Origin of the sequence: Rhizobium sp. BK376 (assembly GCF_004341625.1) — a bacterium.
In the GTDB taxonomy this organism is placed as follows: domain Bacteria; phylum Pseudomonadota; class Alphaproteobacteria; order Rhizobiales; family Rhizobiaceae; genus Rhizobium.
In genome coordinates this window covers 90,599-109,870 of sequence record NZ_SLZG01000017.1, presented here as the reverse complement: position 1 = coordinate 109,870, position 19,272 = coordinate 90,599, and the positions used below count along the sequence as shown (strand labels likewise).

At 57.3% G+C, this 19,272-nt stretch carries 19 protein-coding genes and 4 pseudogenes; 10 read left to right on the top strand and 13 right to left on the bottom strand.

Annotated features, from left to right (window positions below; translation table 11 throughout):
- The first annotated feature begins 583 nt into the window (after positions 1–583).
- The 3 genes from EV561_RS27905 to dinB all read left to right on the top strand — a co-directional run bounded on the left by EV561_RS27905 (position 584) and on the right by dinB (position 3,524).
- Complete coding sequence (locus EV561_RS27905; RefSeq protein WP_132526599.1) at positions 584–1,411, top strand: type IV toxin-antitoxin system AbiEi family antitoxin; 828 nt, start codon at positions 584–586, stop codon at positions 1,409–1,411.
- Positions 1,408–2,268 carry a nucleotidyl transferase AbiEii/AbiGii toxin family protein gene (locus EV561_RS27900; RefSeq protein WP_132526597.1) on the top strand — a complete coding sequence of 287 codons (861 nt, stop codon included), beginning with the start codon at positions 1,408–1,410 and terminating at the stop codon, positions 2,266–2,268. The genes EV561_RS27905 and EV561_RS27900 overlap by 4 nt, the downstream gene beginning before the upstream one ends.
- 149 nt (positions 2,269–2,417) lie before the next feature.
- Complete coding sequence (dinB, locus tag EV561_RS27895) at positions 2,418–3,524, top strand: DNA polymerase IV (protein WP_165927933.1); 1,107 nt, start codon at positions 2,418–2,420, stop codon at positions 3,522–3,524.
- 269 nt (positions 3,525–3,793) lie between these two features.
- Here the strand turns inward: dinB and EV561_RS27890 are convergent.
- From EV561_RS27890 to EV561_RS27880, 4 genes and pseudogenes are all read right to left on the bottom strand, one after another.
- A pseudogene (locus tag EV561_RS27890) lies at positions 3,794–4,738 on the bottom strand (3'-5' exonuclease).
- 177 nt (positions 4,739–4,915) lie between these two features.
- Complete coding sequence (locus EV561_RS38460; RefSeq protein ID WP_281026163.1) at positions 4,916–5,044, bottom strand: hypothetical protein; 129 nt, start codon at positions 5,042–5,044, stop codon at positions 4,916–4,918.
- A 131-nt stretch (positions 5,045–5,175) separates the two neighbouring features.
- Positions 5,176–5,451, bottom strand: a complete 276-nt coding sequence (locus EV561_RS27885) for a hypothetical protein (protein ID WP_165927932.1) — start codon at positions 5,449–5,451, stop codon at positions 5,176–5,178.
- 387 nt (positions 5,452–5,838) lie between these two features.
- Positions 5,839–6,402: a TetR/AcrR family transcriptional regulator gene (locus EV561_RS27880; protein WP_165927931.1), complete on the bottom strand. Its 564-nt coding sequence runs from the start codon at positions 6,400–6,402 to the stop codon at positions 5,839–5,841.
- 108 nt (positions 6,403–6,510) lie between these two features.
- Between EV561_RS27880 and EV561_RS27875 the strand changes: the two genes are divergently transcribed.
- Both EV561_RS27875 and EV561_RS27870 read left to right on the top strand, forming a co-directional pair.
- Positions 6,511–7,920: an amidase gene (locus EV561_RS27875; RefSeq protein WP_132526593.1), complete on the top strand. Its 1,410-nt coding sequence runs from the start codon at positions 6,511–6,513 to the stop codon at positions 7,918–7,920.
- A 420-nt stretch (positions 7,921–8,340) separates the two neighbouring features.
- The gene (locus tag EV561_RS27870; protein WP_245512986.1) at positions 8,341–8,781 is read left to right on the top strand and encodes a response regulator; all 441 of its coding nucleotides are present in this window, start codon (positions 8,341–8,343) and stop codon (positions 8,779–8,781) included.
- 110 nt (positions 8,782–8,891) lie between these two features.
- Here EV561_RS27870 and EV561_RS27865 read toward each other — a convergent pair whose 3' ends face one another.
- From EV561_RS27865 to EV561_RS27845, 5 genes are all read right to left on the bottom strand, one after another.
- Positions 8,892–9,197 (bottom strand): antibiotic biosynthesis monooxygenase, encoded by a 306-nt coding sequence (locus EV561_RS27865; protein WP_132526589.1) that lies wholly within the window; start codon positions 9,195–9,197, stop codon positions 8,892–8,894.
- Positions 9,198–9,512: 315 nt separating this feature from the next.
- A complete protein-coding gene (locus tag EV561_RS27860) occupies positions 9,513–10,766 on the bottom strand; it encodes an MFS transporter (protein WP_132526587.1) in 1,254 nt (417 codons plus the stop codon).
- Entirely contained in the window at positions 10,763–11,092 is a 330-nt protein-coding gene (locus EV561_RS27855; RefSeq protein WP_132526585.1) for a hypothetical protein, read from the bottom strand. Before EV561_RS27855 ends, EV561_RS27860 begins: the two co-directional genes overlap by 4 nt.
- Position 11,093: 1 nt before the next feature.
- Positions 11,094–11,657 (bottom strand): isochorismatase family protein, encoded by a 564-nt coding sequence (locus EV561_RS27850; RefSeq protein WP_132526583.1) that lies wholly within the window; start codon positions 11,655–11,657, stop codon positions 11,094–11,096.
- A 57-nt stretch (positions 11,658–11,714) separates the two neighbouring features.
- Positions 11,715–12,167: a MarR family transcriptional regulator gene (locus EV561_RS27845; protein WP_132526581.1), complete on the bottom strand. Its 453-nt coding sequence runs from the start codon at positions 12,165–12,167 to the stop codon at positions 11,715–11,717.
- A gap of 449 nt (positions 12,168–12,616) precedes the next feature.
- Between EV561_RS27845 and EV561_RS37325 the strand changes: the two genes are divergently transcribed.
- Positions 12,617–12,760, top strand: a complete 144-nt coding sequence (locus EV561_RS37325) for a hypothetical protein (RefSeq protein ID WP_165927930.1) — start codon at positions 12,617–12,619, stop codon at positions 12,758–12,760.
- Between the two features lie 35 nt (positions 12,761–12,795).
- The gene (locus EV561_RS38010; protein ID WP_281026153.1) at positions 12,796–13,002 is read left to right on the top strand and encodes an alpha/beta hydrolase fold domain-containing protein; all 207 of its coding nucleotides are present in this window, start codon (positions 12,796–12,798) and stop codon (positions 13,000–13,002) included.
- Between the two features lie 132 nt (positions 13,003–13,134).
- Here the strand turns inward: EV561_RS38010 and EV561_RS27835 are convergent, their stop codons facing one another.
- A complete protein-coding gene (locus EV561_RS27835) occupies positions 13,135–14,427 on the bottom strand; it encodes a diguanylate cyclase (RefSeq protein ID WP_165927929.1) in 1,293 nt (430 codons plus the stop codon).
- Between the two features lie 154 nt (positions 14,428–14,581).
- On the opposite strand from EV561_RS27835, the gene EV561_RS37320 reads away from it, so the two are divergent.
- A complete protein-coding gene (locus EV561_RS37320; protein WP_165927928.1) occupies positions 14,582–14,755 on the top strand; it encodes a hypothetical protein in 174 nt (57 codons plus the stop codon).
- A gap of 510 nt (positions 14,756–15,265) precedes the next feature.
- Here EV561_RS37320 and EV561_RS27825 read toward each other — a convergent pair.
- Positions 15,266–15,451: pseudogene (locus EV561_RS27825) on the bottom strand (4Fe-4S binding protein); the annotation flags it as partial.
- 257 nt (positions 15,452–15,708) lie between these two features.
- Between EV561_RS27825 and EV561_RS38575 the strand changes: the two are divergent.
- A pseudogene (locus EV561_RS38575) lies at positions 15,709–15,811 on the top strand (hypothetical protein); the annotation flags it as partial.
- A 561-nt stretch (positions 15,812–16,372) separates the two neighbouring features.
- Positions 16,373–17,361 (top strand): annotated as a pseudogene (locus EV561_RS27815) (IS5 family transposase).
- 152 nt (positions 17,362–17,513) lie between these two features.
- Here EV561_RS27815 and EV561_RS27805 read toward each other — a convergent pair.
- Both EV561_RS27805 and EV561_RS27800 read right to left on the bottom strand, forming a co-directional pair.
- On the bottom strand, positions 17,514–18,371 hold the full coding sequence (locus tag EV561_RS27805) for a hypothetical protein (RefSeq protein ID WP_132526575.1): 858 nt from the start codon (positions 18,369–18,371) through the stop codon (positions 17,514–17,516).
- A gap of 136 nt (positions 18,372–18,507) precedes the next feature.
- The gene (locus EV561_RS27800; RefSeq protein ID WP_132526573.1) at positions 18,508–19,272 is read right to left on the bottom strand and encodes a hypothetical protein; all 765 of its coding nucleotides are present in this window, start codon (positions 19,270–19,272) and stop codon (positions 18,508–18,510) included.

Genomic DNA, 19,272 nt, shown 5'->3' with positions numbered 1-19,272 from the left:
CACTGATGGCCGCCCGCAAAGCCGATCACCCGCTACAGCGCAACGAGAAGCGCGCGGGCACTCGGCTTTGCTATCTCCCGCCAGTTACACCATCTGCTGGGACACGATCGACTTACCACCACCGTTGGCATGCCTATTTGAATGACTACCTCGAACCCATACTCCCGTCGCGATTGGTTCGAGCTTATCTCTAAAATGGACGGGATGGTCACCGTCGCCCGGATTTGGATTCTAAGAGCCGGTGATAGCCCATCGATCGTTAGGCCTGGAACCCGACGAGTACAATGACTGACGAAATAAATCAGCTCACAAGTATTTTCACGGCCGCCGCCGCGGCGAGGATGCGCCAAAGCCGCAATCACGGCGACCGGGGACGGGTTAGGCCGCACCTGGAAGTTACCAGGGTTAGGTGAAGCATCTGAATGGTGAGTAAATGGCAGCGGTCATCTGCCCTAGCGGCTGGCATCGGTGGCGACCGCGCTAAGGATTCATATTGAATTTTCCGCGATAAGGGCGGATTTTCGAGAATGATTCAATAATGGAATCATATTGAGTTTTCCGCGCAAAAAGCGGATAAGGAGATATGATGCAAGTCGGTCGGCCAACACTGTCTTCCTACGCTTCTGGTCTACTTGCTACGGGCCGGGGAGTTTTCTCTGTGGATGAAGCCCAGCAGGAGATCGGCATCAGCCGTGGCGCATTCCTTGACGCTGCCGAGCGTTTGCAGCGACGCGGCCAGCTTATCCGGCCCCGTCGCGGCTTTTATGTGGTTGTGCCCCCTCAGCACGCCGTCATGGGAGCGCCACCGCCGGAGTGGTATATAGACGCCCTGATGCGCCACGAAAAACGACCCTACTATGTGGGATTGCTGACGGCCGCCGCCGCCCATGGCGCCTCCCACCAAGCCACCATGGTATTTCAGGTCGTCACGAACAAACTCCTGTCCGATATTGAGGCCGGGCGAACGCGGATCGTGTTTTCATACCGCAAGGATATGGGAGCGGTGTCGGCGGGAATCGAAGGCCGCAAAACGCCTTCGGGATATATGAAGCTATCCTCACCGGAACTGACGGCGCTCGACCTGGTACGCTATCCGCATTCCGGGGCTGGATTGGACAATATTGCTACAGTGCTTTCCGAACTTGCCGAGCGGTTGCAACCGAAAAAGCTTGCTTCCCTGTCGCGTGCTTTCGAGAAAGCGGTCGCACAACGCCTCGGGCATCTTCTTGTGAGGCTGGGGCACTCGCAGATAGCGGAAGCGATGTTTGCAGCGCTATCTCCACGTGGGCCTTTGCAATGGGTGGAACTCGACCCCAAGCAGGCCGGAGATCCAGATTTGTCGCCGCCGCCATCCGAACGCGATGAACACTGGCGTGTAATCGTTCGCCGGCCGCCGGAGATCGACGAATGATACCGCAGGATTACATCACCGCCTGGAATCGTGTGGTGCCGTGGGCAAGTCAACGGCAAGTCGAGCAGGATCTCATCATCAGCCGCGCGATTGTTGCCATCTTCTCCGATCCTTTCCTGCGCGACGAACTGCGCTTCCGCGGCGGCACTGCGCTCAACAAGCTGCACTTCCCCAAGCCGCTACGCTATTCGGAAGACATCGACCTTGTGAGGACGACTGCCGGTCCTATCCGCCCGTTACTAGAGCATTTGCAGGACGTTCTCGATCCGTGGCTGGGCAGGCCGCGTTTCGATCAAAGCCCGGTTTCGCCCAAACTCAAATACGCTGTCGAAGCCGAAGACAAGGCTTCTGACGGGCCGATAAAACTCAAGATCGAAATCAACACGCGCGAGCGTGAAGCTTACGATCGGCCCATTGAGATTCCGTTTGGCGTCGAAAATCCGTGGTTCACCGGAACGGCCGCAATCTCGACCTTCTCTCGGGAAGAAATGTTGGCGACCAAGCTACGTGCTTTGCTTCAACGCAATAAAGGCCGCGACCTGTTTGACCTTGACTACGCGCTCAGAGTATTCGAGGGGCTGAACTCGGCTAGGATCGTCGAGTGTTTTCTGCTCTACCTTGAAAAAGGAGAGGTAGCGATTTCCAGAGCCGAAGCGCAGCAGCGCATGTTCCAGAAGCTCGTCAATCCGGGCTTCTTCACTGACATGGGCCCGCTGCTTCCGACAGATCTCGCCAAGGCTCTGACCGAAGAAACGCTTAAGGCCGCCTTTGCAAAGGTGATGAAGGAACTCATCGACCGGATGCCTGGCGAAGAATGGGCGAAGGCCGAGGAAATGCGGAAACGGTTCGGGCTATGAAACGACATCTGGCAAGAGCCTACCCTTCTGTAGGCAGACCAGTGTCGCGAGTTAGGGATACTAAACGAACGGTTTGTGATCGGTAGAAATGGTGATATGTTCGCCGTCCGTTCTGAGAACCAACCTTTCGCTTTGCTGCCAGAAGAACGATGACAAATACCTTTCCCGCAGTAGAGACCATCCGCAAAATCATCCATGTGGACATGGATGCCTTCTATGCCTCGGTCGAGCAGCGGGATAATCCGGAACTGCGCGGCAAACCGCTGGCCGTCGGCGGTGCTGCCGCCAGAGGTGTGGTGGCGGCCGCCAGCTATGAGGCCCGCAAGTTCGGGGTTCATTCCGCCATGCCGTCGGTCACGGCCGCTCGCAAATGCCCGGATCTGATTTTCGTAAAGCCGCGCTTCGAAGTCTACCGGGCAGTCTCGCAGCAGATCCGGGAGATCTTTGCCGAATACACGCCATTGATCGAACCCTTGTCGCTGGACGAAGCTTATATTGACGTGACGGAAAACCTGAAGGGCATGCCTGTCGCGACAGAGATCGCGCTGGAAATTCGCGCGAAGATCAAGGCGGTGACTGGTCTCAACGCATCGGCCGGGATTTCCTACAACAAGTTTTTGGCCAAGATGGCCTCCGACCTTAACAAGCCCAACGGTCAGGCCGTGATTACGCCGAAGAACGGTCCGGCCTTTGTGGAGGAACTTGCGGTCAAGAAATTCCATGGTGTCGGTCCAGCGACCGCCGAGAAGATGCATCAGCTCGGGATCGAGACCGGGGCGGACCTGAAGGCGCAGTCGCTGGCTTTCCTGACGCAGCATTTTGGCAAGTCAGGCCCGTATTTCTATGGCATAGCCCGCGGCATCGATAATCGTCAGGTCCGGCCGGACCGCGTGCGAAAATCGGTTGGTGCTGAGGATACGTTCCACGAGGATATCACCGATCTTGATCTCGCGACGAGCGAGCTGAGGCCTCTAGCCGACAAGGTCTGGAGTTATTGCGAAGCCAAGGCGTTTAGCGGCAAGACCGTCACCGTGAAAATCAAATACTCCGACTTCACGCAGGCGACGCGTAGCAGGACCACCGCCCTGCCCGTTGCCAATGGTAATGAGATTTTCGAGGTAGCAATCGGGCTGCTGGCGACGGTTTATCCATTCAAGCGGCCGGTGCGCCTTTTGGGCGTAACGCTATCGTCGCTCACCCAGGATCGTCACGGAGATAACGATCAGGATCAGTCGCAGCTGGATTTCGGGATGTAGACAGAAACGAAAAAGCCTGCCGCGGGAGGAGGTGCGGCAGGCTTTCGAAAGAGTTGAACAACGGCTGGGAGGAGGAGTGCCGCTGTTCCGTCAGGCAACCCTTGGGAGGAGGAGTGGGTTACCTGAATGACGAAGCTTTGCGGGAGGAGGTGCATCGCTTCGTTGAGATTGCTTATACAAGCATTCTGCCAGCCGCGTTAGCGACTTCACCGCATCTCAGCTATGCTCTGAATGCACGCCTAGCAAAAAGGTCGCCCAATTTTCCGCCATTATGCGCGGAAGCGGTCGAAGGCGGTCAGGTACTTGGTCGGTGGGTCCGCTTCCGGGTGGCGGTAGATCTCTGTGCGAAGGTAGTCGAGTTCATCAGCCAAAGCGGCCTCATCTACTTCGATCCACCAGGATTTCGGGCGTCCCTCGCTGCCATCCGACCATCGATACCCCCTCGCCTTCAGGTGATCCTTGAAGTCGTAAGGGCTGTTCTCGGCGAAGATGCGCACCCGGGAATGCTGGCTTGCCCTGTAGAGCTCCGCAAACGGGGACGAATAATCCCCCTCAACCTCGCGATCTAACTTCAAGCAGGGCGAAACAGTCGTCTACAGCGCGATGGCCGTCATGGAAATAACCGGCCTGGCCGACGAGGTAACCGAGCTTTGTCCCTTCAAATCCCCACGCCGACCAATCGATCTCTGCATTCGAACACGCCCAAGCCTTGTTGCAGAACACACGAGAAAACGCTTCGCAGAAGGGTCTGTCGAAGCCGGCATTGTGGGCGATAATAAGATCGGCCGGGGCGACAAGAGTCTCGACGGCCTCCATGTCGATCTTCTGGCCGGCGACCATGTCATCGGTGATCCCGGTCAGCTTGACGATTTCAGGGGGGATTGGTTTGCCGGGCTGCTGCAGACCGCCATAAATCCCGGTCACGTCTCCGATTACACCTTGGTCGTCAAAGGTAAAGGCGATCAAGCCGATTTCGATAATCTCTTCATTGCGATGATTAAGACCGGTGGTTTCGGTATCGAGAATAATTCCTTTATGCGGGAATTCCGGGCGTAGGCTACGGACAACCGGGCGGGACTCGAGCTTTCGCAATATTCGATAGCGACCTGTTGATCGACCATCTCCTGTTCGGACAAGGCGACATCTACCGTGCGCCCGGCTGGCCTCTTCAAAGAGGACTTGGCCGGAGCCGCCGGCGGTCCGTCCGAAAACATATCGAACTGGGCAAGGTGCGCTGCACGATCATTCTGCGTCATGGAACAGGATTAGCACGATGCCCTCCTGCGGTCATGAACCGGGGATGTCAGGTTGAGGCACGGTCCACAGTCTTCGATGGCGATTGACCGATATTGGCATCGTCGATCCATCCGCTCGATCACCGCTATCGGGCATCAATGCACGCCGATTGCCCGGATGTCGTTCGGGAGCGTGATCTTGATGACCTTGCCGAAAATCTCCGACTTGCGGAACTGCCTGTCGGTCACTGCCAGGCTGGGCGTATTTTGAGGAGAATTTTGCAACAGGCCAAGCCAGGTCAAAGGCCGAATGAAATTATGCGCAATGAAAAAGCTTGCCTCGTGTCGTGGTCCGAATGGCCCCCTGCCTGGAAAAAGCTCAATCGGCAGTGCCCATTCGGTAAATGTACCGAGCGTCACCCAATCGACCATTCGGTTAGAAATGCCTGAAGCGCACCGTGATTGCCGAGAATAGACCTGCCGGCTTTCGTCAGAACAGCTTTGCCCTTGTAATGGCGGATGAGGCGCAAGTCCTGCAACGCCTGATGCAGGATAGATAGCGGCGGGAAATCCGGTTCGTTGAGAACCTTGTTTACCGAATAAAGCACGTCGGGTTCGAAGCCAGGCCAGCGGAATTCATATGCTGCCCATTCGACGCATTTGCGATGGAATGCTCCCAAAGACTGGGTCAAAGGGATTCCGCCGGACTGCTCCGCGTAGCGAAAGAGTTTCATGCCATTTATGGCGAGCGGGCTGTCCGTCAGCTCTTGTTCCGAAAGATCGGATGAGATGAAGATTAACGGCGAAAGTGTCGACTGTCTGAACATGCTTGAATGATGACCAAATTCATCGAGGCCGTCACCGTGAAATCTCTTCTCCGTCGGTGCGGGGCTGGGCTCTTGACGGGACACGAACCATCGAACCGCCTGACTCTAAAGCTAAGGCTTTAAAGTCCCTCTCTTTTGCGTCGTAGGCTTTGCAGGTAGCGAAGCAAGATCCCAGCGCAATGTCCCCACTGGGACGGCGTGCCGAGCGGCCGTTCAACGTAGATAGGCTTCATTCGCTTGAGTGGAATATTCTCAACCTGGCAGCAAGCTCGCCTCTTTATAGCTGTCGATCATTGCATCGAACAGCGAGATGTCGGACCTGCTGCGGGCCAGGAGCTGGGCTCCGGCGACAGCGGCGAAGATTGATCTCGCCCGCGCTTCGCTTCCCTTCTTATCCGTCAAGCCGGCATCGAGCAGCCGCTCCGCGAGCCAGGCGATATTGACGTCGGCGAAGGTCTGGACCTGTCTGCGGACCTGTTCGGGAAGGTCATCGTACTCTGCTCCGAGGAAGCTGCCGAGACAGAGGCGATTGCCGTTTTCCAGCGACATTCGGAACGTCTGCGTGTACTTTCGGAGACTGGCTTTGGAATCAGCGTCCTCCCTCGCGACTTCCTCCAGCCACGCTTTAGTGTCCTGCCAGTAGCGCTCGGCGATCGCCGCAGCGAGATCCGCCTTGCTCGGGAAGTGGTGATAGATGCTGGCGGCCTTGATGCCGACCTCGGCTGCGAGCTCGCGCATGTTGAGGCCACCATAACCGTGCGACTGAGCGCTCAGGCGTCCCGCCGCAAGGATGGCTTCCCTTGCACTTCCACTCATACCTATGTCCCTTCCTGATCACCTAACAAATGTTAGATAGGGGTTGACGGCGAGATTGTAAAGATCTAGCTGTTGGTTGCCTACCAATCGTTAGTTAGAGAGAGCGCCATGAGCAACGAACTGATATATTCCGACGCCACAAGGCTTGCCGAACTCATCCGCCGCAAAGAGATATCGCCTGTCGAAGTGGTACAGGCGCATCTCGACCGCATCGAAGCGATCGATCCCAAGATCAATGCGATCGTCACCGTGGCGGAGGGAGCGCTGCAGGCGGCCCAGAGAGCCGAAGCCGCAATCCGGGCCGGCGAAGAACTCGGTCCGCTGCATGGCGTGCCGTTCACCGTCAAGGATTCCATCGATACCCAAGGCGTGATGACGCAGCGCGGTTCCCCAATCTTCAAGGGACGTTTGCCTGACCGCGACGCGACCAGCGTCGCGCGCCTGAAGACGGCGGGCGGCATTCTGCTGGCCAAGACCAACTTGCCGGAGTTCTCCTACTGGATCGAGAGCGACAATCTGCTGTCCGGGCGCTCCAACAATCCCTGGGATCTGGAGCGGACGCCTGGAGGATCGAGCGGCGGTGAATCTGCCGCGATCGCCGCCGGAATGTCGCCACTCGGTCTTGGGACCGATCTTGCGATTTCCGTACGGGGACCTGCCGCGCAGACCGGGATCACCTCGATGAAGGCGACCCATGGTCGTGTCCCGATGACAGGCATCTGGCCGCGCGCGCCGCGCCGCTTCTGGCATGTCGGGCCGATGGCCCGGTCGGTGCGCGACGTGGCCCTCGCCTTCTCGCATATGGCAGGACCCGACGGCGAAGACGCTTTCTCGTCCAGCGCCGTTCCGTTCGACGCCGGGATAGGTAGACAGCCCTTCCGGCAGCTCCGCGTCGGCTGGATGGTCGGACCCGGCCTCGGCCCCGTCGATCCGGAAGTCGTCGCTACCGTCAAGGCAGCGGCTGAAGCGTTGAAGGATGTCGGCCTTTCAGTCGAGCATGTCGGCATCCCGGCACTGGAGAAGGACTTCGCCCTTGATGTCTTCAACCGTCTGCATGTCATGGAGATGAAGCCCGCCTTCCGCGAGGCGACCGCAGGTCGTTGGGACGACGAACTCTACAAAATGGCGAAGACCATGCTATCCCTTCCCGACACCTCCATGGACGACTATATCGAGGCCGAGCAGGCGGCCGAGCGGCTTCGTGATGGCTATGCTGATTACTTCTCCCGTTACGACGCGCTGATCACTCACGTCCTGCCGATCCCGGCCCACAAGCACGGCGTTGAAGAGTTCGTGATCGACGGACAGACGGTGGATGCGACATACCTGCAGGGCGCGACCGTGCCCCTGAACGTAACCGGCCTTCCCGGAGTCTCAATGCGGTTCGGCACCAGCAGGGAAGGCCTTCCGATCAACGTGCAGATAGTTGGCGCGTGGCAGGCAGAGTCGACCATCCTACATGTCGCCTCGCTGCTGGAGAGCGTCAGTCCAACGCGCGGCCTGCGTCCCGCACTCTGACGGCTACCGTCGATCAGGCACGACCTTCCTCGTGGTGAAGGCCGTGCTCCTGCGCCACATCGGCGATCACAGACCGCGGTTACAGGTGCGCTGGGTGGTCGGGTAACGGACGTGTCAGATGAGTTCGACCGGAAGGCAGCCGAGATCTGCGGGCGCAGGGAGCACCGGGAAGTGTGATTGACACCGGCCGCTTGCATTGGTGCTGCTAGCCCGTCCGATCTCGCAGTCGAGCAAAGATGAAGCCCTACGAATAATGGATCATGACGCTACGCGGTCCCCGACCACTTCACACCTTCTGCTCATTGTGAGGGTGGACATATTACGGCGATCCTCTATGTGTTCGTCATCGTCAGCAAACGAATACGTAGGCGCTGGCGGCTGAGGGCTGTGAGCTCCCGCCTGCCAATGCAGGACGCGCTCATGGTCGATGATTCCGCCGAGACATCTCAGAAAATCATCAGCGGCGACGGGAGCAAGCTGCTTGTTCTTATCGCCGAAGATGAACCCCTCATTCAAGCAACTCTCGAAGATGTCGTGGCGGAAGCGGGCTTCTTGCACTTTTCAGTATCGAACGCGGACGAGGCTATCCGTGCTTTGGAGGAGGACTCGGCTCGCTTTTGCGCCCTGATAACCGACGTAAGGATGCCGGGAGAAGCAGACGGTTGGGATTTAGCGCGCCGCGCGCGGGAACTGCAGCCGCTCATGCCAGTGATCTATATGACCGGGGACAGCGCCAAGGACTGGGCGGCCCAAGGCGTTCCCAATAGCGTTCTACTCCAGAAGCCTTTCGTTCAAGCCCAGCTCGTCACCGCATTGACCACTCTTCTCAATGACGCTGCCACGAGCGGCATCGGGCAATAGCTCGTTAGTCTGAACTGAGGGGATCGGCCAGGGTGCTCATCTACCTGCCAACTTTGCTCCTACGGCGAAGAACGGCGCCGCCACGAATGACCGCGACAACAACCCGACACTTACGACCGCTTATCGGCGATAATGGATAACTTGTGGATCTGTGGTGGCTTGGCGAATAAGTCGCCTTCGGCCGCCTTCGCCATCAAAGCCGCAGCGACCTGGCCATTTAGGTGGGCATCCCTTCCGTCCTCATCGTCGAACGTATCGAAGATTGCAAACGAGCTTGGGCCTTCCTGTATCGCATACCAGGAAATCGTGCCCGGCTCCGCGTTGACGAGAGGTATGGCTGCTCTCAGGAAATCGGCGACCTCCTGTTCCTTACCGGGTTTTGCTTCAAGCGGAACGTAAAGTGCGAATTTGGTCATGGCCATCTCCATGGGCACCTGATCGTGCCGCAACCTGCTATACCACGTTCAGCCGCCGGATGTTTCGCGATCGGGCAAATAAAGAAATCCATAGGAAAGCTCGGCTTAACGGATAGCGAACCCCTCGGAATGGTTGGAAAATAAAGGTCGCGGGATCAACGGCTCTGGACGGGATCCGAACCCTCGGCCCGCAAATATACGACTTCGGAGCACAAATAATTACCTGCGGTTCCAGCAACTTCCGCAATGATAAGAGTGCGTCCTTTCCGATTTTTCCCGAGGAAGCCGGGATGAGAAGCAAAGGCGTGCCGCGGCTCAAGTGACATTACGTCGACGCGGCTCCGCCCCGTGGCTATCGATCTGGCGCCTCATTGCTTGAAGACATACCAGGACCGCGATCGCAGCTGCCGTCGCGGCCACGCCCAAGGCCCAGCGCGGACCCCATTGATCGGCGACCCGGCCCTCGATCAGGGCGCCGATGGGCGTGCCGCCCAGCGCGACGCCGACGCGCAGCGCCATGACCCGACCGCGCATCTTCGGCTCGGTCGACAGCTGCATCAGGCTGTTTGTGGTGTTGGTGAAGGTGAATGCCGCGACGCCGATCAGGATCAGCGCGGCTGCGAATGACCAATAGCCGGGGGCAAGCGCAGCCAGGGCGCACCCGAGCCCGAAGGCGCCTACGCCGACCAGAAGAACACCAAAACGGGCAGCCTTTTTGCGACTTGCGGTCAAAAGCGATCCACTAATCGTTCCGATGGCCATGATCGTTGAAAGAAGTCCATAGCTGGCAGCATCGGCATGAAACACCCCGACTGCCATGCCTGATATGAAGATCGGGAAATTCAACCCGAAGGTACCGATTAGAAAGAGCATCAGCAGAATGGCTTTGAGGTCCGGCCTCGCCATCACATAGCGGATGCCTTCGACGAAATTGCCCTTGGCGCCACCCGTCCTAGCAATCGGTTTAAGCTGGGCCCTGCGCAGGAGAAAGAGCGAGATCAACACCGCGGCGAAGGAAAAGCCATCGATCAGGAATGCCCATCCGGTGCCAACGGTCGCGATTACGCCACCTGCGATGGCCGGGCCGATCATCTGCGCCGCGTTGAACGAAGTCGAGTTGAGCGCCACGGCATTCGGAAGATCCTCATCGCCGACCAGTTCGGCAACAAAGGTCTGTCGAACCGGAGCATCGACGGCCGCCGCACATCCGAACAGCAGGGCGAGGACATAGACATGCCAGAGCTGCACGATATCAAGGATGGTGAGCAGGCCGAGCGCCAGCGACAGGGCGCCCATCGCTGCCTGGGTCAGCATGAGCAGACGGCGCTGATTGAAGTGATCGGCCGCGTATCCTGTCCAAGGCAGCAGCAGCAGCTGAGGCGCGAACTGCAGAGCCAGCACGATGCCGAGGGCTGAGGCACTGTGCTCAGTCAGTTGTGTGAAGACCAGCCAGCTCTGCGCAGTGCGCTGAACCCACGAGCCTATGTTCGAGACCAGCGCACCCACGGCCCATAGCCGGTAGTTGAAATGCCGCAACGACCGGAACGTACGGGCGAGCGGATTGCTCACGAAACGCCCGGCCTGTTGCCACCATGGAACTTGCCGAAATGCCGGGCCATGAACAGCGCGATAAGCAGCGCACCGATCCCTGGCGCCAGCACATCAGAAAGGTTGCGCAGTTGGAAATCGCCCACACGGATGAAAAGGACGTAGGCGACGGCCAGATTGAAGAAGCCCCAGAGGACATTGACTGTCGAGGATGAAAGGCCCTCTCCACGCGGCTTGGCAAACGGACTTTGAAAGGCATGCCCCATCGAACCGGCGACGACATGCGGCACCGCGTTCATCAGGAAGACACCACCGAAGAAATAGGAAATGAGTTCGCGCCAATACATGTCATGCACTCCGCTTTTCGAGCATATCGATAACGTCCTGCGTCGTACCGGTTTCGCCCAGCCGCGGAAAAACGTTGGCGATGCTATAGTCATGCGCCTCGGCTCGCATATCCGTCATCGCGTCGATGGCGAGGGTAACGTTGAAACCGCCCTCGTAAGCCTGCCGTGCCGTCGCTTCCACACCGGTCCCCGTGGCGACCCCGACGACGACGACTTGCGTCACGCCGGTCGCCTTCAGCTGCCTCTCGAGATCCGTTTTGGCAAAGGCGCCCCATGTGCGCTTCGTCACGACGATATCGCCGGCCTGAGGTGTAATTTCCGGTATGAAATCCGCAAATCCCTCCGGAAACTCTATCGGGCGGCGAGGCTGTTCCGTTCGTCCGGGCGCCTGCGCGGTCACGTTGACCAGCACGACAGGCAGATCGTGCCGTCGAAATGCATCGACCAGCGCGGCTGCCTTCTCGACAACGGTTCCAATGGGATGGATGAGTGGACACCCCATCAGGCCCTTCTGCAGATCGACGACAACAAGGGCCGTACGGAGATCAAGCGTGGTTATCGCCATGGCGTTTCTTCTTTCGAACGGTTGCCGAAGGGTTTCCGGTGTCGCACCGGAGGCGTGTCAATCTTCCACGAGCCGCATCAGCAACTTGAGATGTGATGCGAGTTGCTCTCGCTCTTCGCTGCTGAGCTTTGTCGCGATAGTCTTCGAAAGCCAGTCCTGCCGCATGGCGCGCCCTTCCTGAAGTCGCTTGCGGCAGGCGTCCGTGAGCGAAAGAACGGTCTGCCGTCCATCACTGGAATCCGGCACACCCTGGATCATTCCAGCCGATTGAAGGGCGACGACGATCGAACCCATCGACTGTGGGCGCATGCCTTCAGCGCGCGCAAGGCCGGAGGTCGTCGCGGGACCTCCGCTTTCAAGTCTGAGAATGACGGCAATCTGGGATTGGGTCAGCTCGCCCACATCCGCCTGCTCCCGAAGACGCCGTTTGATATGGCGCACAAAGCTCCGGAGTTCTTCGGCAAGTTCGGCCGGCGCTGTCTTTGGTGGAAGTTCGTGGCTATCATCCATGCACGGTCAATAGCATATATGAAGCTAGACTGTAAAGATATCTGTACAGATTACCTTCATATTTCAGATGGGCGACCGAAGGGATCCCAAAACTCGCGCCATTTTCAAGGCCCATCTGTTGTTTTGCATTTAATCGCACGACTCCGCATCCAATAATTTCAACAAGATAGCGCGGCACTTAAATTGAGATCGGGCACTTAATTTGAGATTCGCCGGTCCGATTTGGCACTTAATGTGAGATTTACCGCGTAGAAAAAGATGACCACCGATGGCCAAGCTTCATCGGAAAATGCGAAATATTACAGAACGCTATTTCCGAACCAGAGAGCGTCAAGCGCCGAAAATGGAACCGGCGAATCTCAAATTAAGTGCCATGAGCTGCCGAAGCGGGCGCATTCTTACAGTTAAATGCCAAACGACATCTCGTTCGGCCGATCCATGAGAAGGCCATGCCCGTCCTGCTGCAGACGAAGGAAGAAACCGACATCTGGATGCGGGGGCCTTGGGGTGAGGCAAAGCACCTCGCGCGACCACTTCCGAACGATGCACTGATCATTCTGACGCGTGAGTCCTATGGACCCTTCAGCGACTGACACCATCTCTGCCCGCGGATCTGCGTCGTGGACCGTTGCATGCCGATCTTCGTAAACTTCCGCCGGGACTTTTCTTCGCCGGGCAGTTGGACCCGATCGTCGACGACAGCATCAACATGCATGCCCGATGGGACCAGGCTAACGGAAATGCCCGCCTCGTTATTATTCCGGAAGGCCCTCACGGCTTTAATCGCATGCCGACTCGTCTGGCAGAAAAAACCAATGCTGTCGGGAGGCGGTGAATGAGAGAACGCATTTGGGTAAACGTCGTCGATAGGCGCTCGGACGGCGAGAGCCCCTAAGCCGGCCTCAAAGAGACACCAGACGTCGTGTGGAAGTAGTCTCTGCATGCACTGCGCTGTCCAAAACAGGCATCAAGCGGTCCTGTCGTGATTTTTGCACAATGCGGAAACCTCCCACCGATCCTTCCCAGCGACCTTCGCCTGGTACAACAGGCGATCCGCTTGCGAAATCAACCGTTCTAAATCGTCCTTCATGGCAGTCCACACCCCGCCGACGGTGGCACGAACGTTTGCACAGGCGGCGCCGATTGCTATGGGAGCGCGCATCGCCTCTACAACACGCTGCGCAATGGCACGGCCGGAAGCCAAGTTTCCTGCCACTACAAGAAGGAACTCGTCACCGCCCGTCCTGCACACAAGGTCGGTATGGCGGACAATCATCCCCAGGCGCTTCGCGGTCTCCACGAGAACCTTGTCGCCCGCAGGATGACCGTGGGCATCGTTCACCATCTTGAACCCGTCGAGGTCGATAGCCAGGAGAGACCAGCCATCCGCTGATGGCATCTGGGGGAATCGGTTGATCAGCCCCCGCCGGTTAAGCAGCCCCGTCAGAAGGTCGGTCTCCGAATTGCGTTCTGACGCCTCAATCCGCCTATATTCTTCCGTGAAATCTATGGCCACACCAACCACCCTGCGAGGGGTGCCGTCCGGGTTTCGAAGCAGCCGTCGATCGCACCGGATCCACTTCTCCCCTTGGACAGTATCCAGTCGATATTGGGCAACAGATTGGTCGACGCGGCCGGCTAGCAACGGCGTCAGATCCGCGGCCTCGGCGTCCTCGGGATTTACCTTGTCCAGGTAGCGCTGCAGATCGAACTTCGCCGCCGCCGGGCCGCCAATGAACTGAGCCAGGCGATCGGACGTCTCAAATTTCCCGGCCGCCACGTCCATGTGCCAGAAGCCTCCAGGAACGGCCTCCATGGCGAGCTCGAGCTGAGCCGCCTTCTCCGCCAGCTGGCGCTCGTGCTCCTTGTGTACCGTCACGTCTTCGATCTGCGAAATAAACCGGACAACCTCACCCGACGCATCGCGCATCGCCGCGACATGTATGAGAACTTCTACGATCCGGCCATCTGGCCGCACGTAGCGCTTCTCAATAGTGTAGCCATCCCTTAGTCCCGCCAACACCTCCCGGAACAGAATGAGATCCGCCTGCAGATCGTCTGGATGGGTGAAATCCGCAAAAGGGGTGCCGTTCAGAGCCTGACGCGGTATGCCGACCAACTTTGAGAAGGCGTCATTACCACGCAGGATCCTCCCCTCGACGTCCACGATCGCAATGCCAATCGGCGCGTGGTCGAAGGCGAAATCGAACAGCGCCAGGCGTTCTTCGGCGCTGTCGTTACGGAAATCTCCACTCTTCATGTCCAACCTCGTAGCCGCTCGCATCGAGTTCAGCTGCGTCATCTGCCAAGTGAGATAGATGCATCATGAAACAGAACAAGGTGCGTGCTCCTCGGTTCCGTGTAGTCAACTTCATTCAAGGTCGGTATAGCTCGGCTTTTGAGGAGTTTTGAGCATGGTCTGGAAGACACCGAAGACCGAGTATGTGAACGGCTACAAAATTGTTGAGTTCGATGGGCCAAACTTCAAGGTTTATGAAGGCGACCGTCAGCGCGGGGATGATTTTCCCTACTCAGGCGAAGCTGCTGCTTACGCGCGGTCTCTCCCGAAGCGAGATCCCGCTCGTTAGTTGCATGGTCGCTGAAGCGCCTTAGCGTGGCATTGCCCACCAGATGGTCGCGACAGGCGACTTCCTCGTTTCGCACCGTGATGGTGATAGAGAGGTAGTGGTCCGCGGGCGACGACCTCCTGGGCTTGATATTGATCTCCCGATGATGATTGGGTGATGGTCCCCATATCCGAGCGGTGTCGATATCGTGCTGCGCATAGAGAGCTGGTCGACCCGACAGCGGTCGCGCAAGCTGGCGACCGGTACCAGATTGGTGGTTGCCACTCCCGCCAATCTGGAGCGGACAGGGACGGCAAAGATGATGGCATCAACGGATGCTTGCAACAGGCTTTTTCCTCCTCGGGTGGCAGAGCAAAGGAAGCTGTCCAGGTTGGACGGTTTTGTCGCAAACATTTGAAAAGGCCGCAGAAGCGGCCATCGCTGGACACAGTTATGCAGCGAGTGTAGCGAATTGCTGAAATGCCGATTGGCCACTGGTTGAAAATTGGCGCTTGCGGATCATCTATCGGTCGGCATTTCCTCATCCCATAATATGGCGTCGACCGGGCAAACAGAAAGGCACAATCCGCAATTGATGCACTCTTCCGGCTGAATGTAGAACATTCGGCCGCCCTCATAAATGCAATCGACCGGACACGCGACCGTGCAGGCTCCATCCTTCGTATCGATGCAGGGTTCGGTGATTACGTAAGCCATGACCTTCGCCTCACGGCGCACTGAATGACGCCCTTAGCAAACTATGACAAACTGGAGCGTTCTGAAGAAGCGCCGATTTTCGGATTGCTTGTTGCTCAAACGGCAACGGTCGCGTGGATCGGGTGAGTTGGAGAGACAGAGATGGTTGGCGGCATACCGTCTCGGTAGACGAATTATTTTGGCACTTGCCACCGCGCCCAAACACGAAACTACGTCGCTGGGGAAAGGGCGCGGCCGCCCGAAGATGTCGGTGGCGTAACACGATACGAGCGGTTTCCGGAATTTAGTGCCGATCCAGAGAAGTCCGAATTACCGAACCATTCGGCGGTTCAGCGACTACTTCGATTCCGAATGGCTTGACATAAGTTTGAGTGGGTTTCCGGCTATCTAAGTTACGGTAGCATCATCTTCGTGTACACCGCAGACGACGAATCCATCACTGCAATGACCAACGATGGCATGGACGAACCGGAGTAGATGTTCAAAGATTCCCGCCGCTCCCCAACGAATGGAACGACTTCCTTGACAGCTTGGTCGATGACAAAGACCTTGTCGCCGCATCAAAGCAAGACTCTGCGGGAGCAATGGGGGATTACGATAGAATGCCGGAGATAACTGAAGGAGGTCATTCCGATGCTCTTCAAGCGGAAAATCACTTTGCCGCCTGGCAGTCAGCTGGGAAAACGCCAGTTGCGCTGCCCCCGTATGCAGTCGAACGAAAAAGCAGCAGGTCGTGGAGTGGCGGACCATCCTACGCCTTTTGGAATACGGTGTTTGATATCGATATCAGCGGCAGGTTGAGGCCAGTGACTGATTCCGAATGTCCAATGAACAAGAAGCCTTTTTGATCGGCATTGGTGCACCGATCGTTAGCGGTTACGCTTTATGGAGCGGCGATCGAAACAACGCCCAGTCACCGCTATGCCTTTCAAACACAATGCTGCCCGCCGTCATCGTATCGGCAAGATGAAGTTCAAGGTGACGAACTGGGCAGAATACGAAGCCGGCCTTCGCCGTCGCGGCAGTCTGACGTTTTGGATAACACCGGAAGCGTTGTCGTCCTGGCAGGCGCCGAAGCGGACGACACGCGGCGGCCAGCCTCGCTATTCTGAACTGGCGATTGAGACCGCCTTGATGCTGGGCCTGGTGTTCGGCCTGCGTCTGCGACAGACGGAGGGCTTGCTGGTGTCGGCGCTCAAATTGATGGGGTTGGATCTCGCCGTGCCCGATCACACCACGCTGAGCCGGCGGGCACGGACATGGCGATCGATGAACAGGCCAAATGGTCGTAGCATTGCGAAAACGGGACCAGTCCACATCATCATCGACAGCACAGGGCTCGAAGTCTATGGCGCCGGCCAGTGGCTAGCGGAGAAGCACGGTGCTAAATCCCGTCGGCGCTGGCGCAAATTGCACCTTGCGCTGGACGCCGCCACCGGCGAAATCATCGCTCAAAACATGACCGATCAGAATGCGGGCGACGCCTCACAGGTCGAACCGCTGCTCAATGAGATCGATCGACCGATAGCCAGTTCACGACCGACGGCGCCTATGATGGTGAACCGACCTATGATGCCGTCGGTCGGCATAGCGCCGATGCTGTCGTCGTCATTCCACCTCGATCAAACGCGATCGACGGCTCGCAAACGGGGATCGCCAGTCAGCGAGACCGACACATCGAAGCGATCAAGGCCCACGGTCGGATGAAATGGCAAGCAACGACCGGCTATGGCAAGCGCTCGCTGGTCGAGACCGCCATCGGCCGATACAAATCGATCATCGGACACCGACTACGGGCACGCTCATTCGGCGCGCAACAGACCGAGGTCGCCATCGGCTGCGCCGCCCTCAATCGCATGCTGGCATGCGCTCGCCCGAATTCCGTCCGCTGCCAAGCAGCAAAGGCATAGCGTCTGTTCAAAGACAGAAAGTCGTTCCCGTTGTGACCCATGCACCAACGCCGGGCCGACCCACTCGGACCCCCGTATCAACATCATTATTCTGAGGGACAGCCACCTATCTGGCTACAGTCTCCGAAGCGCCGGCCCATTACGGCATCTAGTCACTTCTGGCGCGCAGCGAGCTGTTGTTGAACAAGCTCTTCATCAAGAATGCGATCTGGGGAAAGCCTCGTGAGCTCGGAACGATCGGCTGGCGTAAAATCCCGAATGAAGTCCCCGATCCGTGCCGGCGGAGCGGTATAGTCCAAGTTAAAGCCATCGGTTTCGCAATGGTAACCGTTGGCGTTGAGCAAATCCGTCACCTCGTCCCAAGGCATATAGCCGAAGACGCTATTGCCATTCTCCTGGCGGGCCAAAAGGATAAAATCGACTTCCGGCAGGATCGCCGGGAGTGCATCACCCCAGACAGCGACCGTTCGAACACGCCCAGAGATCAGCATATACAGAACTTGCGGGACAAATTGCCTATTCCCGCACCTGGCTTGCCGGAGAGGCCGACTATAGTTCCAGTGCCACGTTTTGTGGAGCTGCGATGAAGGCAGATGCAAGATCGGATCGCTGGACTGTGACAGAACGGCTTCTATGCCGAACTCGTTGCCGGCGTTCCAACCACGCAGGAACCCCTCCCTCGAATAGGGACCGTCGCCCATTCCGTTCATCTGGGGATCGTGGATCTGGCATGGGAACCTTTTCAGGAGATCGGCAATTTCAATCTCCGCCTCCAATCCGAAGAAGCTTGGCCTGCAATAATTGATATTGATGTGGGCCTTTATGTCGTTTTTGCGCAAGAAGCCCTTCTTTTCTTCGCTAAAGTTGAGCATGAAATAAACGCCGGTGAGGCCATTCTCGTAGATGATCTGGCTTCCATTTGCCTTGTAGTTAGCGCGGGCCGCAAAAAACTCGAAAATGTCCTCCATTCGCACGCGTGACTTGAAGTCCAGATAGAGATCGTAGCTCATAACGCTGTCATTCTCAGATGGGAGATATTTGGGAATCGGGATGACGACAATATCATCTCGGTGTTGCACAATTTTTGCCATACCGCCGATGCAGCAGCAGTGGTCTATCGGATGCGCGGTGTCGCAGCTGACCGAATTATGATACCTCCGCTTCTTCAGTAATCCGGAACAGATCCGGCCTGAAAAGCTTCTTCAGCTCCACGCGCCGACGGGAGAATGTCGGGAAGTCGTTGAAGCTATCCATGATATTATCGCTCATCAACAAGAGATAGCCGTCGGCTAGCTCCTCGACGCAATAGCCAAGTTCAGCGAGCTTTTTAAAATCAACCTCATGAGCGTAAGGGGGACCAAAGAACGTCGCCCAGGCAATATTGGGAAACTGCTTTTTTAAGATACTTCCGCCAACACCGGGATAGTAGGGCGAATACCCATTTTCGCGTCTCTCGACTTCCGCTGGAATATGGATAAATCCTGCGGCAGCCTTAGTCAGCTCGCAGACTTCTTTAAAGAATTTAAGCCAATCCGTTGCCTCATCATAAGCGGATGACATAAAAATATTTCCGAAAATCAAATCTCCCTTTTTGTTTCGATCCGTAAAACTCACCCGACCATTGCTCTCAAGCTTCGTGCGGCGGTGCCAAGCAACAGGCCACAACACATCTGAAGGACCAAGTGGTCCCTCGAGCCGAACCTTCTTTCCCCAGTGCGACTCAAAAGAAGCGATATTTTCATATTTCGTCAGGTTATCGGAGTTTCCGATCTTCTCGGGTGTGAGACGCACGTCCGTATCGATCAACAATTCAAAAAAACGCTGACCGAAACGCCAGTCCGACATGTAATTCGCTGTCAGCACATCGAACTCTATTGTCGGTTGCCCATTTTTCCGTTCACTTGCCATCAT